This window comes from Flavobacterium fluviatile (genome assembly GCF_010645065.1).
GTDB lineage: Bacteria > Bacteroidota > Bacteroidia > Flavobacteriales > Flavobacteriaceae > Flavobacterium > Flavobacterium fluviatile.
The window spans coordinates 112,938-130,017 of sequence record NZ_JAADZW010000002.1; the positions used below are offsets into that span (position 1 = coordinate 112,938).

Below are 17,080 nucleotides of genomic sequence, written 5' to 3' on the forward strand. Positions count from 1 at the left end.
AAATCATGTCGGGTTGTTTTTTAGTTTTTAATACCAACCATTCCTTTAATTTGATAATTTTCAGGAGTTTTTTTGTTGTTTTCAATACTGCCGTCTGCACTCAAATAAGTTAGTAAAATAGTATATTTTGAATTTTCAATTCGTTGCTCAATTTTTTTGCTTGCGTCATAATTGTTTCTAAAACGAGAAGTAGCATTGATGAAATCATTTATTTTTAATGGGATAGTATCTTGATTGATTATTAAATCCTGACCATAATCTGTAGCTTTTGATTTAATAGAATAATTAGTCTTATTAATAGTTAAACAGTTGTTGCACTCGTACGGACGGTTTTTATATAAAACGATTATAAAATCATAACCGTGTATGTCAACTATTTCATCGGTATCCTCATAGAAATAATAATTAAAAGAATCATTAGCCTCATCTTTTCGGTCGTATTGAGATCGATACTCGAAGCCTAAGCTTTCCATAATTTTAGTTGACCCTGGATCTTTGTCTTTTTTGTAAAGAGCATCTAATTTTTTATGCGCATATGGAAGCATACTTTCAAAACCATAATTTCTATCTAAAAAGTAAACAATACTGCTCAATTCCTGTTCTTGTTCAAAAGTTAATTTTTTGCCGTCGTATTTTTGAAGATAATTTTCAAATCGGTATAATTGACTGTATTTTGAAACAGAATCAGCACTTTGCGGTCCCACAATAGAAAACAGTCCTGCCAGACACATGCTTATAGGTATGAATTTTATTTTTGGATGTTTTGAAATTAGAAAATAAGCCACAACAACTGTCAGCCAAATTGATAATAAGAAAACATAATATCGTTCGTGCGTAAATCCGTAAAGATTGATTCGGTAGAGAATCGCCCAAAATAATAATGCCAATAAAGGAATTAATAAGAAATAAAACCAGCGATTGAAAGTTCGCATCCACAAATTTCCGTTTTCATCTGCAATGGGATGGATTAGCAAAAAGGAAAGAATTCCGGTAATAGCAAATGCCAAAACAAGATAAGAAACCCAGCCGACTGGTAACGAAAATGTAATTAGAATTTTGGCTTCGTAACAAACTAAAATAGCCAAATAAACACTTATTAATGGTAATAAAATATATTGTGTAAAATTTTTAAGTCCTTTTGGATAGTTTAAACGAAGTGGAAATTCTTTACTATTGGTTTCAGGAATGCCGTTTAAAAAGAAGATAGTATTAAATATTCCTGCAATGGTAATAAATAAATACCCGTAGATTTTACTATCAAATTCAACTTTAAATAATTGATCTACAGCTAATATTGCTAGTGCCAACCCGCCATAAAGAACAAAGCTGTACAATCCAGACGTAAGTATTCTTAAAAAAAGCTGTTTGTTAAACTCCCAAAACTCTTCCTGATTATAGGCTTTTGTTAAAAATCCTGAAAACGAAACAAGTAAATGCAAGGCAAGACTGAGTACAAAAAACTGTTGTGCTTCTACTTCAGATATTCTAGTTGAAAAATTAAATACAAACGTTATTAATAAGGGAGCAAAGCCTAAATTGATAAGGTATCGTATAATATTATTTTTTTGTTTAGCTGCAAAAAACAAACTTACAGACAGAGACCAGACCAGACATAACGAGCAGCTCAAAATCGTTTTTTCATAAAACTCTCTCTGAGTGTTGTCGTAATTTAAATCGATAAGAATAATAGCAGAAATGGTTCCGATGACAGCGGTTATGATTTCTAAAGGAAATCTTAGAATAGTTTTTTTCGTCGCAATCAGGACATTATGTAATGAAGGAAGTTTGCTCATTTTTAATCAGTTATTTTGTACTAAGAAAAGTAAATACCACCAAATAACCAAATAAAAACCCCGAACTCTAAAGGAATAGATTTCGGGGATATGTAAGACTAAAAAATATTATCGTATATAGCTATGAATTACAATCCAAATGCAGTTTTCACCTGGTCAACAAAATCAAGTTTTTCCCATGTAAACAACTCCACAGTAACTGTTTTTTCGTTTCCGCCTGGAGCAGAGAAAGTTTTAGTTACAGTTTCCGGTTTACGTCCCATGTGTCCGTAAGCAGCAGTTTCGCTGTAAATTGGGTTTCTTAATTTTAATCTTTGCTCAATAAAGTAAGGACGCATATCGAAGATCGCTTCTACTTTTTTAGCAATTTCGCCATCAGTTAAGTTTACTTTTGCTTTACCGTAAGTGTTAATGAAAATTCCCATTGGTTCAGCAACTCCAATTGCGTAAGAAACCTGAACCAAGATTTCGTCAGCAACACCTGCAGCAACTAAGTTTTTGGCGATATGACGCGTTGCATAAGCAGCACTTCTGTCAACTTTACTTGGATCTTTTCCGGAGAATGCACCACCACCGTGAGCACCTTTTCCACCGTAAGTATCCACGATAATTTTTCTTCCTGTCAGACCGGTATCTCCATGAGGTCCTCCTATAACGAATTTCCCTGTTGGGTTAATATGGTAGTTGATTTTATCATTGAATAAGTGAGCGTGTTCCGGATTTTTAGCGATAATTCTCGGAATCAAAATTTCGATAATATCCTTTTTGATTTTAGCCAACATAGCAGCTTCTTCATCAAAATCATCGTGCTGCGTTGAGATAACAATTGCATCAATACGGGTTGGTTTGTTATCATCACTGTATTCTAAAGTTACCTGAGATTTAGCGTCCGGACGTAAATAATTGATTGCTGCATTTTCACGTCTTAAGATAGCTAATTCCTGCAATAATTTATGAGATAAATCAAGTGCCAATGGCATGAAGTTTTCAGTTTCGTTAGTTGCATAACCAAACATCATTCCCTGGTCACCTGCACCTTGTTCTTCTGGCTTAGCTCGGTCAACACCCTGATTGATATCAGCAGATTGTTCGTGAATAGCAGATAAAATTCCACAGGAATTCGCCTCAAACATATATTCACTTTTAGTATATCCAATTTTACGGATTACTTCACGGGCAATTTGCTGTACATCAAGATAAGTATTCGATTTTACCTCACCGGCCAAAATTACCTGCCCGGTTGTAACTAAAGTTTCGCATGCAACTTTTGAATCAGCATCAAATGCTAAGAAGTTATCAATTAATGCATCCGAAATTTGATCTGCAACTTTGTCCGGATGCCCTTCACTAACAGATTCTGACGTAAATAAATAAGCCATAATAATGTATTAAATTAAAATTAAGCGAGGAAATAATTGCTGAAAATGGCTAAAGGAGAGTTCCTGCTTTAGCATTTTTTACTACTGAAATCGTGTTTCTCAGTATTCATAACGAACCGTTTCATTATGAAGAGGTTGCAATCAGTTCAAATTTTTCCTCTGTATTCGGGTGCAAAAGTACAAAACCATTTTGATTTGCAAATTAAAGTTAAACTTTATTTTATTTTTTGACGAGAAATTTAACATTAGTATATTAAATTGATAGGGTAATTGAAATTAATTCGTTTTTTCTTTGGTAGTTTGAAAAAAACTTCTCAAATTTGCCTTACAAAAGAAAAGTAAAATGAATTTAATTGCTAAAAATATGTGCTGTATCATGTCGGAAACTTCCGCAGAGTTCACTATTGTTTAGAATTAAAACTAAATATAAATGAAACCTCTGCAATCGCGGAGGTTTTTTTTTGATTTAAATTGAATTGAAAAAAAATCATACATAGAGATACATAGCCAGTAAAGATACATAGTGGTAGAGATGCACAGCAGTGCATCTAAAACTACAGAAAGTGAAAAACAAAATAAATAAAATGAGTAATACAGCAGTAAATAAAATGATGATGTGTTGTAAGATGCCAATTTGTATCCCGTCTTGCTGTTGCCAAAAGTGAAAGATAAAATCTTTGTTATAGTTTCTTACTATTAGCCCTTTTGGTAGCCATCCGAAAGGGCTTTTTTTATTTCATTACTTAAAATTAAAAATCATGAAAATCATATATAGAATATTAAGATCAATTAACCGTAAAAATATTTTCGGTAGAGTACAAAATCAAAAATCAAATTTAAGTCTGCAAAAAGGCAAGTTGTATTCTAACGAAGCTAATTCGCTGCTTGCACACATGTATTCTGCAGAAAATGAGAATCTTTTTATTTAAAGATTAGTCTTAAAAAATCGATTGCAATAGAATAATAATAAAAATACGAATAGTAAAAATCAAAAAAAATTAAGAAATCATGAGCACACAAAAATTTTCAACAAATGCATTACACGCAGGACATGACGTAACTAAAAACGGCGGAACCAGAGCAGTACCAATTTATCACTCATCATCGTATGTCTTTAATAATTCTGATCATGCTGCTAATTTATTTGGTTTGGTAGAGGCAGGATTTATTTACACCCGGCTAAATAACCCGACAAATGATGTTTTAGAACAACGACTGGCATCACTTGAAGGTGGAATTGGAGCAGTTGTAACAGCTTCCGGCGCTGCGGCCATCTCTACAACATTGCTGACTTTGCTGAAGTCGGGAGATCATATTGTAGCGTCAAATAGTTTGTATGGAGGTACTTATAATCTTTTAAAAGTCACTTTGCCGCGTTTAGGAATTACAACCACTTTTGTAGATCCTTCAAATGCAGAAAACTTTACAAAAGCAGCAAAAGAAAATACAAGAGCCTTTTTTGTGGAATCTCTAGGGAATCCAAAATTAGATGTTTTGGATTTAAAAGCAATCTCGGCAGAAGCTAAAAACTTCAAAGTACCGTTCATTGTAGATAATACAGTTGCCACTCCTTATTTGTTAAACCCAATTGAGCATGGAGCTAATATCGTAATTCATTCTCTCACCAAATATCTTTCAGGTAATGGTACTTCATTAGGAGGTGTTATTATCGACGCCGGAAATTTTGACTGGTCTAACGGAAAATTTCCTGAATTTACAGAACCTTCAGCAGGATATCATGGCTTGGTTTACCACGAAGCTTTCGGAAATGCAGCCTTTCTCGCTAAAGCAAGAATTGAAGGATTGCGTGATTTTGGTTCAGCTTTGAGTCCGTTTAATGCTTTTCAGATTATTCAGGGACTCGAAACTTTGCCAATCCGTATCAAAAAGCACAGCGAGAATGCTTTGGCTTTAGCAGAATGGTTAGAGGAACAAGATCAGGTGGTCTGGGTAAACTATCCGGGACTAAAATCGAGTAAATATTATGACTTAGCTCAGGAATATTTGCCAGAAGGTCAAAGTGGAATTATAACTTTTGGTCTGCAGGGTGGTTACGAAGCAGCGAAACAAGTGGTTGATGAAACAAAGTTGTTCTCGCTTCTGGCAAATATTGGTGATACCAAATCGCTTATTATTCATCCGGCCAGTACTACTCATCAGCAATTAACAGATCAAGAGCAGCTTGAAACAGGAGTTTCAAAAGATTTAATTCGCCTTTCAGTAGGTATTGAAGATATAGAAGACTTAATTGGGGATTTGAAAGCCGTTTTTGAAAGTGTTGCCAAATCGCACAATACAGTCTTTAATAAAAATTAAAGTTTTTTTGTTTTTTGTTTGAAAAATTGCCTCTGGTATTCATTTACCAAAGGTGATTTTTTTTTGAATTTACTTTTTAAGCATAATTTAAAAAGACATTCATTTAAAAAATGTTCTTTGAATGACTGATTTATGGAGAAGAGACGATCAGTCATCAATAATTTGTAAGTTTTAACGTGGATTTCAAACGATGTAATTTTTGTAAGATGTTTTTAACGTTAAAAAATTGTTTTTCTATGGAATTTGTGCGTAAATATTTGGTAAATAAAAAAAACTTTCGCATATTTGTTAAACCCAAAAACTACTAAAAATATGTTTAATTCCTATAAAATGTTTTGCGCCATTTCGAAAGAAACCGTTGGGGTGTCTATTGCTTAAATTGTAAGAACAATATCATTATAGCAAAAGCCTCCCAAAATATTTTGAGAGGCTTTTTTAATTACACGACAAAATGCTAGAATTTTTTAAAATAACAAATAAATCACAGATGAATAAGTCCCAACAGATGAACAAGATGTTCAATGTCGCAGCTATTTGCGTATGCGTCTGTTGATTCCAAAAGTATAGTAAGTTAAACAACTTAACCCTTTTGGCATCTGAATCCAAAAGGGTTTTTTGTTTTAAAGGACTTAATAAAAAGAGAAAATAATTCGATATAAATAAACAAACAAACTAAACACTAATATCATGAGCACTTTGAACTACTTAACAAAAACGTTTTCTACATTAAGAAACATAAGGACAAAAAGAAACAGCACTCCGCCAAAAAATGAATTGATTCATCCAAGATTCGGAATTACTGAAACTGATCCTAAAGCACAGAAGAAAAATCCTGACTCTTTATTGTTTTTAATGTATTCAAAAGAAAATGAGACGCTTTTTATCTAAACTAAAAAGTTTTTCAAATAGGTAAGTACCTGCTTAATTTTACTGGGCATTTTGTTCGGTAATTTTTTGCGTACAATAGTTTTTGTTTGTGAATTATTAAGGAAGAAAAAGAATATGCTCAGATAAATTTGTTTGTTAAAAAAATTAGTAGTTAATTTGCACCGTTAAGTTCAGAAACGTATTGAAATGTTATAAAGAAAGGACGAGGGATTAGACCCGATGAATCCTTAGCAACCCTTCGGTAAAGCGAAGAAGGTGCTGCATTCTACCACGCCCAACGTGGAAAGATAACAAAAAAAAGTTTTACAGTCGTTCCAGACTTTCTTTCTAATATTTCCATATACAAATCAAAAAATAAAAGATTTGAAATTGGAAAATATACCAAGCCCTATCATATTACAGAATTTCACTACCGAAAGTGGTGCCACATATAATTCATTGCCTTTAAGTTTTGCGCTTTTTGGTTTGCCATTGCACAGTGCTCCTGTTGTTCTGGTAAATCATGCTTTAACCGGAAATGCGCAGGTAACCGGTGAAAACGGCTGGTGGAGTGATTTGATTGGAGAAGGAAAAACAATCGACACAAATAAATATTCAGTTTTGGCTTTTAATGTTCCGGGTAACGGAAACGATTCTTTTAGTATTGAAAATTATCAGGATTTTACGGCGAGAGATGTTGCCCGAATTTTTTTGAAAGGAATCGAAGCTTTAAAAATTGAACAGCTTTATGCCATTATCGGAGGTTCGGTAGGCGGAGGAATTGCCTGGGAAATGCTGGCATTGGCTCCAGACATCACTAAACATTTAATTCCGATTGCAACCGACTGGAAATCGACCGACTGGATGATTGCGAATTGTTTTTTACAGGAACAAATCCTCAACAATTCGTCAAAACCAATTGAAGATGCCCGAATTCATGCTATGCTGTGCTATCGTTCTCCGGAATCATTCAAAGAAAAATTTCAGCGAACGATCAATCAGGATCTTTTGATTTTTAACATAGAAAGCTGGCTGGCACATCATGGGAAGAAACTGCAGCAGCGCTATCAGCTGTCATCTTATAAATTAATGAATCAATTACTTAAAACTATAGATATTACAAGAAACAGTGAAGATTTCGAAACGTTGCTTTCTAAAACAGCAGCAGCGATTCACATCATTGCAATCGATTCGGATTTGTTTTTTACACCAAAAGAAAATCTGGAAACCTATAATGAATTAAAAAAGTTCAGGGACAATGTTTCTTACAGCGAAATAAATTCGGTACACGGACATGATGCTTTTTTAATCGAGTACAAACAATTAGATAATTTACTGGCTGCTATTTTCTAGCAGAAATAATAAAAAATACAATGAAAATATTAAAATTTGGAGGTAAATCATTATCAAACGGAGAAGGACTGAATAAAGTGGTCTCTATCATTGCTGAGAAAGTTAGCCAGGGTGAAAAAATTGCTGTAGTAGTTTCTGCAAGAGGAAATGCTACAGATGAATTAGAATATATTTTAAAAATTGCTGCTAAAAACGGCGATTACAAACGATTATTGGAAAATTTCAAAACCTACCAGATTTCGGATTATCCTCAGGTTGATTTGTCTGAAGAGTTTGCTATTCTGGATAAACTTTTCGAAGGCGTAAGCCTGATCGGGGATTACAGCAATAAAATCAAAGATCAGATTCTATCTAAAGGTGAATTGCTTTCGGCGAAATTATTAACGGCAATTTTGATCGAAAAAGGAATTCCTGCAAATTTTACTGATACAAGAGATTTGCTGAAAACAGATTCTAAATTTGGTGATGCGCAGCCTTTGGAACAGCTTTCCAAAAAAAATGTTGTCAATTATTTTAAAGAGCATAATGGTTCAACGGTTAATATCATAACTGGTTTTATCGGTTCTAACAATAACAATGACACTACAACTTTAGGAAGAAACGGCAGTAATTATACTGCTTCGTTAATTGCAAATTATTTAAATGCGGAAGAATTACAGAACTTTACACATGTTGACGGAATTTATACTGCAAATCCTGATTTGGTAGAAGATGCTAAAAAAATCGAATTTTTATCATTCAATGAGGCCAATGAATTAGCCAATTTTGGAGCTACAATCCTGCATGCCAAAACGATTATTCCTTTACTGGAAAAAAATATTCCGCTTCGAATTCTAAATACATTCAATCATGAAAATCGCGGAACGTTAATCACTTCTGATTCGGCTAAAGAAGGAATAAAAACGCTTTCTGTTCTTGAAAATGTTTCTCTTTTGAATCTTGAAGGACGCGGGTTACTTGGAAAAGCCGGAGTTGATGCCCGAATTTTCAAGGTAATGGGCGATAACAATATTAGTGTAAGTATTATTTCACAGGGTTCTTCAGAAAGAGGAATTGGATTGGTTGTGGCAACAGATAAAGCGACAACAGCAATGGTAGAACTGGAGAAAGAATTCGAAAACGACTTTTATTCTAAAGATGTAAACCAGATTACAGTAACAGATAATGTTTCGGTTATTTCCATCATTGGCCAAGATTTGAGTACGTTTCATAAACCATATACAGCATTAATCAAAAATAAAATAGTTCCGATATTGTTCAACAACACGGTTACGGGTAAAAACGTGAGTTTAGTGGTTAAAAAATCAGAACTGAATAAAGCGTTAAACGTAATTCACGGGGAGATTTTCGGAGTTTCCAAGAAAATCAATATCGCTGTATTTGGGCACGGATTAGTGGGCGGAACTTTGATCAACCAAATTTTGGAATCGGCTTCGGCTATTGAAAAACGTAAAGATATTAAACTGAATGTTTTTGCGATTGCAAATTCTAAAAAACTGATTTTAAATAAAAACGGTGTCACTGCTGACTGGAAAAATGAAATTCAGAGCAAAGGACTTGATTATACGATTCAGGATATTATTGATTACGCAGACAAATACCATTTAGAGAATTTAATCGCAATTGATAATACGGCAAGTGCTGCTTTCGTTGAGAATTATATTAAACTTGCAGAAAGCAGTTTCGATTTGATTTCTTCGAATAAAGTGGCCAATACACTGAGTTATGGTTTTTATAAAGAGTTAAGAAAAGTTCTGGCCGAAAATCAAAAGAATTACTTGTATGAAACCAATGTTGGTGCAGGTTTGCCCTTAATTGATACGATAAAATTACTGCATCTTTCAGGCGAGAATATCACTAAAATAAAAGGGGTTTTCTCTGGAACGTTGAGTTATTTATTCAATAATTTCTCTGCGAAAGATGTTCCGTTTAGCGAAATTTTACAAGAGGCAATTGATAACGGATATACAGAACCGGACCCACGCGAAGATCTATGCGGAAATGATGTGGGAAGAAAATTATTGATTTTGGCAAGAGAATTAGATTTGCAAAATGAATTTGAAGAAATCTCCATTCAGAATTTAATTCCGGAACATTTACGCGAAGGAAATGTTGCTGATTTCTTAACCAAATTAAAAGAATTCGACCCAATTTACGACAAAATAAAAGCCGATCAAAAGCCAAATCACGTTTTACGATACATCGGTGAATTGTCAGGTGATTTGCAGAATGACAAAGGAAATCTTGAAGTAAAATTAGTTTCAGTACCATCAGACACAGCCCTTGGCGGATTAAAAGGTTCAGATTCTTTCTTCGAAATATACACAGAATCTTATGGTGACAGGCCAATTGTAATTCAGGGAGCCGGAGCAGGTTCAGCGGTTACGGCAAGAGGAGTTTTTGGAGATATTTTGAGGTTGTCTGATAAAGGGTAGTTTAGTTTGTCATTGCGAGGAACGAAGCAATCACATTTGCAAAATCAAGCTTTGTGTAATTGTTAGAGGGATTGCTTCGTTCCTCGCAATAACAAGAATAAAAAAAATAAAAAACAACAACACAATGAAAATAACATTAGACAGAGTAAACGAAAACTTCCACTTTCAATTAAAAAATGAACGTGGACATATAGTAAATGTTGATGCCAGACCAGATTTTGGTGGAAACGATATGGGACCAAGCCCAATGGAGCTTGTTTTGATGGGAGTAGCAGGCTGTAGCGGAATCGATATGATTTCGATTCTAAAAAAACAGCGTCAGGAAATCACTTCTTTCAAAGCTGAGGTGGAGGGAGAAAGAGTTCAGGTGGGAGAAGCAAAACCATTCAAAAATATTTACGTGGTTTTTTCTTTAGAAGGAAATATCAAAGAAGACAAAGCTGCAAAAGCTGCACAATTGTCTTTTGATAAATATTGCTCGGTTTCTAAAACTGTAGAGCCTACAGCAACCATTCATTACAAAGTGATTTTGAACGGGGTAGAATTAAATAAATTAGAAAATTAATCAATTAGAAAATCAGATAATTTTTAATTGGCTATTAATAATTAAAGGTGTTTTGCGAAACTCTGTGTTCACTTTTGTGAATCTCTGCGAAATATCTTTTTTTAAACAAAAACAAAATGAACGAACAAGAATTAGGGTTTGAAACCCAGGCAATACGAAATCATTTAGAAAAAACACAATTTCAGGAACATTCAACTCCTTTGTACTTATCATCAAGTTTTGTATTTGAAGATGCCGAGGATATGAGAGCTTCTTTTACAGAAGAAAAAGTACGTAATATTTATTCCCGTTTTAGCAATCCAAATACAACCGAGTTTGTCGATAAAGTTTGTGCAATGGAAGGAGCTGAGGCCGGATATGCTTTTGCAACCGGAATGGCAGCTATTTATTCTAGTTTTGCAGCATTGTTGCACTCAGGTGATCACATTGTTTCTGCCGGAAGTGTTTTCGGGTCAACACATGCGTTGTTTATGACTTATTTCCCAAAATGGAATATTGAAACAACCTATTTCGATATCAATAAGCCTGAAACTATTGAAAGCGTAATTAAATCGAATACCAAAATTTTATATGTTGAAACCCCTACAAATCCGGGTGTTGATGTGATTGATTTGGAGTTGTTAGGACAAATTGCCAAAAAACACAATCTGATTTTTATTGTAGATAATTGCTTTGCTACGCCATATATTCAGCAGCCTATAAAATACGGGGCGCATATCGTAGTGCATTCGGCTACTAAATTGATGGATGGACAAGGACGAGTTTTAGGAGGAATTGCAGTAGGTAATGCCGATTTGATTCGACAAATTTATTTGTTCTCCAGAAATACCGGACCGGCAATGTCGCCTTTTAATGCCTGGGTATTGTCAAAAAGTTTAGAGACTTTGGCAGTTCGTGTGGACAGACATTGCGAAAATGCTTTGAAGGTGGCTGAGTTTTTAGAAAGTCACCCAAATGTAAACAGTGTGAAATATCCTTTCTTAAAATCGCATCCAAAGTATGAAATAGCTAAAAAGCAAATGCTTTTAGGAGGTAACATTATTGCGTTTGAAATTAAAGGCGGAATCGAAGCAGGACGTAAATTTTTGGATAAAATTAAATTATGCTCACTTTCAGCTAATATTGGCGACGTAAAAACAATTGTAACACATCCTGCGTCAACAACACACAGTAAATTAACCGTAGAAGAAAAATTAGCAGTTGGAATAACAGAAGGTCTGGTACGTGTTTCTGTAGGACTGGAAACGGTAAAAGATGTAATTGCCGACTTAGAGCAGGCGCTTTCTTAATTAGAGATTTCTAAATTATCTATAATGGCGATTTCTGACAGTAATTACTTTTACTGTTAAAAATCGTCATTCTTTTTACTGGTGTTTCAGTAAAAATCTATTTTTGTTAAAATCCTAATTAAACTAAGTCAATAATGAGCAATACAGTTTACATTCTTAATGAAAAATTGCTTTCTTCAGAAAGAAAACGATTCATTGGTATTATTGTTGACTTTTTCTTTGTTTATGTCACAGTGTTTCTTTCTGGTTTAATAATGGTAATAATTGGAAATGTTTTTAATTTGGATATATTTTCAGTTTGGGAAGAATTTGTCATAGGTTATACTTTTTTGGCATTCTTTACATTTTTAATCATTAATTATTTCATTATGGAGTTTTTTTGGGAAGAACTGCAGGCAAATTCGTAACAGGTACAATTGTAGTTAATCAAAACGGTAAAAAGCCAAATTTAATTGCTATTATTATACGAACTTTATCTCGTTTAATCCCTTTTGATGCATTTTCTTTTTTAGGGAAATCTGGAAAAATCTGGCATGATTCTATTTCGAAAAACTACGTAGTAGATAAACAAAACTTGATAAAGGATATGGAGATTTTTTATTCTCCCGAATTAATTGGAGTAAATAATGAAACTTAACAACCAACAATATCTAAACATATTTTTCATATAAAAAGCTTATTTTTGCTGCGGAATAAAAAAGGAGCTGTATGTTGATTAGTTTGATAGCTTCAGAACTAAATTTACAACCTAAACCATAAAAATGCTTTCAAAGAAAACAAAATACGGAATTAAAGCTTTGACTTACTTGGCCAGACGTGAAAACAATGAGCCTGTTCAAATTGCTGAGATAGCCAAAAATGAACATATTTCGATTAAATTTCTGGAAAGTATTTTATTACTACTGAGAAACTCTGGTTTTCTGGGTGCCAAAAAAGGAAAAGGAGGCGGATATTATCTGATAAAAGAACCAAAAGATATCAGTATGGCCAAAGTCTATCGGATACTCGAAGGACCTATTGCATTGTTACCTTGTGCCTCGCATAATTTCTATGAAAAATGCGATGATTGTGATGATGAAGCTACCTGTGCGGCAAGACGTTTAATGACAGAGGTTAGGGATAATACACTTAAAATACTGGAAAGTAATTCTTTGGCTGACATTGCTTTTTAATTAAATTCTTTTGAATAAAAAATGACCATTTCTGATTTTGAAATGGTCATTTTTTTAGGGTTATATTTTTATCTAAAAAATTAATTTATACCCTGCCAGAAAAAGCATAACAGCAATAGCATTTCGAAGAAACTGGTCCGGAACTTTTCCGCTCAGCATACTCCCTATAAAAATTCCCGGAAGTGACCCTAATAATAATTGCCCTAATAATATAAAATCCAGATTTCCCATTGAAGCATGTCCAACACCGGCAACCAATGTTAACGGAACAGCATGGGCAATTTCAGTTCCCACTAAACGGGGTGTTGGCAACAAAGGATAGAGAAAGAATAACGTAACGGTTCCCAATGCACCGGCACCAATAGAAGTCAAAGTTACGGTTGCACCTAATAAAACACCAATAGCTATAGTTAGCATATTTTGAGTGGTGCTTTCGCTGTGAAATTTATCCCCGGCGTGTTTCTGTGAAAATCTTAATATGTTTTGTTTAAATATGATTGCTACAGAAGTAAAAAGTAATGCCCATCCTAAACTTTTCTTAATAACCTGATTTACAGTGTCTATGTCGGTTTTGATATTGTTTAGAATCCATAAAGTCAGTAAAGCTGCTGGAACACTTCCTAAGGTGAGCCATCCTGTAATTGACCAGTTTATATTGCTTTTTTTATGATGAACAAATACGCCTCCCATTTTGGTAAAAGCAGCATATAACAGGTCTGTACCAACTGCCTTTGCGGGAGGAATGCCAAAATATAATAAAATGGGAGTCATTAAAGAACCGCCTCCGACACCTGTCAGACCAACTACAAAACCAACTGCTAAACCAGCAATAACAAGACCTATCTGAAAATCCATTACCTAAAATTTTGCCAAAAATAGCAACTTATTTACAATAATCCTATCGACTTGATAGACTATGTTGAAATAATTTATAAGGCCAGCTTTTAAGTATTTGTTTATTAGTGTTTTAACGTTGTTGATATTTTTCCGGCAGCTAAATCTGTATTAATTTGTAAGTTTTATTTTAAAGGTTTGGGATTCAGTAGTTTTTTGATATAAAAAATCGGAATATTGTTTTGTAATTTATAAATAAATATTACTTTTGCACAGTAATCTACTAAGCCGATAGGGTAATAGATTAAAAGAGAATATTTCAGAAAATATGGCAAAAGAAATAGAAGTAAATTCGGCTGAAGTGTCTTTGAAAGAAAGATTGTGGGTTATAATTCCTGTGGTGTTATTGTCAGGTTTATTAGCGACACTTGTTTATAACCATTATTCAGAGTTTTCCTGGAGTGGATTTGTAGGAGGTTTTAATGGTGAGTTTTTAGTTTTTTTTGCTATTGGTGTTTTTGCGCAATTAGTAGATGGTACTTTAGGAATGGGTTATGGAGCAACTTCAACTTCGTTTTTGCTGGCTTATGGTGTTCCGCCTGTAGTGAGTAGTACGGGTGTTCACGTAGCAGAGATGTTTACTACCGGTGCTTCTGCAATATCACATCATAAATTTGGAAATATCAATAAAAAACTGGTTAAGACCTTAGTGATTCCGGGTGTTTTAGGATCGATAACCGGAGCTTATTTACTTTCTGATGTGATTGATGGAGATGTTATTAAACCTTTTATCGCTGTTTATATGATTGTTTTGGCTTTAATTATCATCAAAAAAGCCTTAAGAAAAAGCATTGTTAAAAAGAAAACAAAAAAATTAGGAGTTCTTGCCGCTTTTGGAGGTTTTATGGATTCTGTTGGAGGAGGAGGCTGGGGGCCAATTGTAACGTCAACATTATTAGGAAGAGGAAGAAATCCGAGATATACGATTGGTTCTGTAAATGCAGCTGAGTTTGCGATTTCATTTGCAAGTGGAATCACTTTCATGCTTTTTGGAGGAATCCACGGCTGGCAGGTAATCATAGGGCTGATTTTAGGAGGTGTTCTTTCAGCGCCATTAGCAGCTTATCTGGTAAATAAAATCAAAAGAAAGCCAATGATGGTTGCAGTTGGGCTTCTGATTATAGTATTGAGTTTAAAAACATTATCTAAATTATTGTAAAAGATAATTTTAGGAGGAAGAAATTATGAGTGCGAGTATTGTACAAGAATTATTAGAAAAAACTGCAGCTTTTTCGCTTGAAGAAACGCTGGTTTTTTTAGCAGGCGAGTTTCCGGGAAAAGTAATTTTTTCTACTTCTTTTGGTCAGGAAGATCAGGTAATTACTGATTTTATTGCAAAAAGTAATACAGATATTACGATTTTTACTTTAGATACCGGAAGATTATTTCAGGAAACTTACGATGTTTTTCATAAAACATTAAAAAAATACAAAAGGCCGATTGAAGTGTTTTTTCCAGAGGCTGCATCTGTAGAAAATCTTTTGAAAACAAAAGGTCCAAACAGCTTTTACGATTCGGTTGAAAACAGAAAAGAATGCTGTTTTATACGAAAAGTAGTTCCCTTGCGAAAAGCTTTGACTGGAAACGCAGTCTGGATTACGGGTTTAAGAGCAGAACAATCTGAGAACAGACAAGATTTAAGTTTGTTCGAATATGATGGAGGTTTTGATATCATCAAATTCAATCCATTATTAAAATGGACGTTGCAGGAAGTTGAGGATTATTTGAAGGAAAACAATGTACCTCAAAATGCATTGCACAAGAAAGGCTTTGTGAGTATCGGGTGTGCACCTTGTACAAGAGCCATTTTTCCTGGAGAAGACATCAGGGCAGGCAGATGGTATTGGGAGTCAAGCCATAAAGAATGTGGTTTGCATAGCGCGAAAAAAGAGTAGCAGAAAAACAAGCAAGAGAATAGAATAAAGAGAATAGAATAAAAGTTGAAAGTATTAGGTTAAAAAACTTGAAACCTAAAACGACAATAAAATATCAAATAAATATCAAAAATGAGTTCAGTATTAAAAACAAATGCTTTAGAAAGTGAAGCGATATACATTTTTAGAGAAGTTGTTTCTCAGTTTGACAAACCGGTTTTACTTTTCTCAGGTGGAAAAGATTCAATTACATTAGTGCGTTTGGCGCAAAAAGCATTTTTCCCTGCTAAGATTCCGTTTCCTTTATTACACGTTGATACGGGACACAATTTCCCTGAAACTATTGCTTTCAGAGATAAATTGGTTGAGGAGTTAGGTTTAGAGTTGATCGTTCGTAATGTTCAGGATGCCATTGATGAAGGAAAAGTAGTTGAAGAAACCGGAAAATATTCAAGCCGCAACAGCCTGCAGACGACAACACTTTTAGATGCAATTGAAGAATTCAAATTTGATGCTTGTATTGGTGGTGCGCGTCGTGACGAAGAAAAAGCGAGAGCTAAAGAACGTATTTTCTCAGTTCGTGATGATTTCGGACAATGGGACGAGAAAAATCAAAGACCTGAATTGTTTGATATTTTGAATGGTAAAATCGAAAATGGACAAAATGTTCGTGTTTTCCCAATTTCAAACTGGACAGAATTGGACGTTTGGAGTTATATCGAAAAAGAAAATATCGAAATTCCGTCCATCTATTTTTCACATAAAAGAAAAGTTTTTTTGAGAGACGGTTTAATCTGGTCGCATTCTCCTTTTGTGTATCAGGAAGAAGACGAGCAAATCGAAGAGCGAATTGTTCGTTTCAGAACCGTTGGGGATATGAGCTGTACAGCTGCTGTTGAATCTTATGCAGCAACAATAGCAGAAGTAGTGGGTGAAATCAGAGAATCCACTATTTCTGAAAGAGGAGCCAGAATTGATGACAAACGTTCTGAAGCTGCAATGGAGAAAAGAAAACAACAAGGATATTTTTAATTGGATAATTAATAATTGACAATTTATAATTAAAAAACAGAATCAAAAAAACATAAAGATTTAGATTTTAAATATAGTTTCTCAAAACTTGAAACCTGAAACAAAATTTAA

16 protein-coding genes and 1 riboswitch are annotated in these 17,080 nt (G+C 34.1%); of the genes, 13 read left to right on the plus strand and 3 right to left on the minus strand.

Annotated features, from left to right (window positions below; genetic code table 11):
• Positions 1 to 20 precede the first annotated feature (20 nt).
• Positions 21 to 1,793: a DUF4153 domain-containing protein gene (locus GXM17_RS03785; RefSeq protein ID WP_163397964.1), complete on the minus strand. Its 1,773-nt coding sequence runs from the start codon at positions 1,791 to 1,793 to the stop codon at positions 21 to 23.
• Positions 1,794 to 1,921: 128 nt separating this feature from the next.
• On the minus strand, positions 1,922 to 3,172 hold the full coding sequence (gene metK, locus GXM17_RS03790; RefSeq protein ID WP_163397965.1) for a methionine adenosyltransferase: 1,251 nt from the start codon (positions 3,170 to 3,172) through the stop codon (positions 1,922 to 1,924).
• Between the two features lie 758 nt (positions 3,173 to 3,930).
• Here metK and GXM17_RS03795 point away from each other — a divergent pair.
• From GXM17_RS03795 to GXM17_RS03840, 10 genes are all read left to right on the plus strand, one after another.
• Complete coding sequence (locus GXM17_RS03795) at positions 3,931 to 4,101, plus strand: hypothetical protein (protein WP_163397966.1); 171 nt, start codon at positions 3,931 to 3,933, stop codon at positions 4,099 to 4,101.
• 79 nt (positions 4,102 to 4,180) lie between these two features.
• The gene (locus GXM17_RS03800) at positions 4,181 to 5,488 is read left to right on the plus strand and encodes an O-acetylhomoserine aminocarboxypropyltransferase/cysteine synthase family protein (RefSeq protein WP_163397967.1); all 1,308 of its coding nucleotides are present in this window, start codon (positions 4,181 to 4,183) and stop codon (positions 5,486 to 5,488) included.
• Positions 5,489 to 6,175: 687 nt separating this feature from the next.
• Entirely contained in the window at positions 6,176 to 6,376 is a 201-nt protein-coding gene (locus tag GXM17_RS03805; protein WP_163397968.1) for a hypothetical protein, read from the plus strand.
• Between the two features lie 186 nt (positions 6,377 to 6,562).
• A riboswitch (SAM riboswitch) is annotated at positions 6,563 to 6,670 on the plus strand.
• A 75-nt stretch (positions 6,671 to 6,745) separates the two neighbouring features.
• A complete protein-coding gene (locus GXM17_RS03810; protein WP_244307335.1) occupies positions 6,746 to 7,708 on the plus strand; it encodes an alpha/beta fold hydrolase in 963 nt (320 codons plus the stop codon).
• Between the two features lie 20 nt (positions 7,709 to 7,728).
• A complete protein-coding gene (thrA, locus tag GXM17_RS03815) occupies positions 7,729 to 10,143 on the plus strand; it encodes a bifunctional aspartate kinase/homoserine dehydrogenase I (protein ID WP_163397970.1) in 2,415 nt (804 codons plus the stop codon).
• 124 nt (positions 10,144 to 10,267) lie between these two features.
• Complete coding sequence (locus GXM17_RS03820) at positions 10,268 to 10,708, plus strand: OsmC family protein (RefSeq protein WP_163397971.1); 441 nt, start codon at positions 10,268 to 10,270, stop codon at positions 10,706 to 10,708.
• A 116-nt stretch (positions 10,709 to 10,824) separates the two neighbouring features.
• Complete coding sequence (locus GXM17_RS03825; RefSeq protein WP_163397972.1) at positions 10,825 to 11,997, plus strand: trans-sulfuration enzyme family protein; 1,173 nt, start codon at positions 10,825 to 10,827, stop codon at positions 11,995 to 11,997.
• Between the two features lie 134 nt (positions 11,998 to 12,131).
• The gene (locus tag GXM17_RS03830; RefSeq protein WP_163397973.1) at positions 12,132 to 12,404 is read left to right on the plus strand and encodes a hypothetical protein; all 273 of its coding nucleotides are present in this window, start codon (positions 12,132 to 12,134) and stop codon (positions 12,402 to 12,404) included.
• Positions 12,377 to 12,634 carry an RDD family protein gene (locus GXM17_RS03835; RefSeq protein ID WP_163397974.1) on the plus strand — a complete coding sequence of 86 codons (258 nt, stop codon included), beginning with the start codon at positions 12,377 to 12,379 and terminating at the stop codon, positions 12,632 to 12,634. Before GXM17_RS03830 ends, GXM17_RS03835 begins: the two co-directional genes overlap by 28 nt.
• 124 nt (positions 12,635 to 12,758) lie before the next feature.
• Positions 12,759 to 13,169, plus strand: a complete 411-nt coding sequence (locus tag GXM17_RS03840; RefSeq protein WP_163397975.1) for an RrF2 family transcriptional regulator — start codon at positions 12,759 to 12,761, stop codon at positions 13,167 to 13,169.
• A 72-nt stretch (positions 13,170 to 13,241) separates the two neighbouring features.
• On the opposite strand, the gene GXM17_RS03845 is transcribed toward GXM17_RS03840, so the two are convergent.
• Entirely contained in the window at positions 13,242 to 14,024 is a 783-nt protein-coding gene (locus tag GXM17_RS03845) for a sulfite exporter TauE/SafE family protein (protein ID WP_163397976.1), read from the minus strand.
• A gap of 307 nt (positions 14,025 to 14,331) precedes the next feature.
• On the opposite strand from GXM17_RS03845, the gene GXM17_RS03850 reads away from it, so the two are divergent.
• The 3 genes from GXM17_RS03850 to cysD all read left to right on the plus strand — a co-directional run bounded on the left by GXM17_RS03850 (position 14,332) and on the right by cysD (position 16,969).
• Positions 14,332 to 15,222, plus strand: coding sequence for a sulfite exporter TauE/SafE family protein (locus GXM17_RS03850; RefSeq protein WP_163397977.1), 891 nt, complete (start codon positions 14,332 to 14,334; stop codon positions 15,220 to 15,222).
• Between the two features lie 25 nt (positions 15,223 to 15,247).
• On the plus strand, positions 15,248 to 15,958 hold the full coding sequence (locus GXM17_RS03855) for a phosphoadenylyl-sulfate reductase (RefSeq protein ID WP_163397978.1): 711 nt from the start codon (positions 15,248 to 15,250) through the stop codon (positions 15,956 to 15,958).
• A gap of 111 nt (positions 15,959 to 16,069) precedes the next feature.
• Positions 16,070 to 16,969, plus strand: a complete 900-nt coding sequence (cysD, locus tag GXM17_RS03860) for a sulfate adenylyltransferase subunit CysD (protein WP_163397979.1) — start codon at positions 16,070 to 16,072, stop codon at positions 16,967 to 16,969.
• Positions 16,970 to 17,080: the final 111 nt, after the last annotated feature.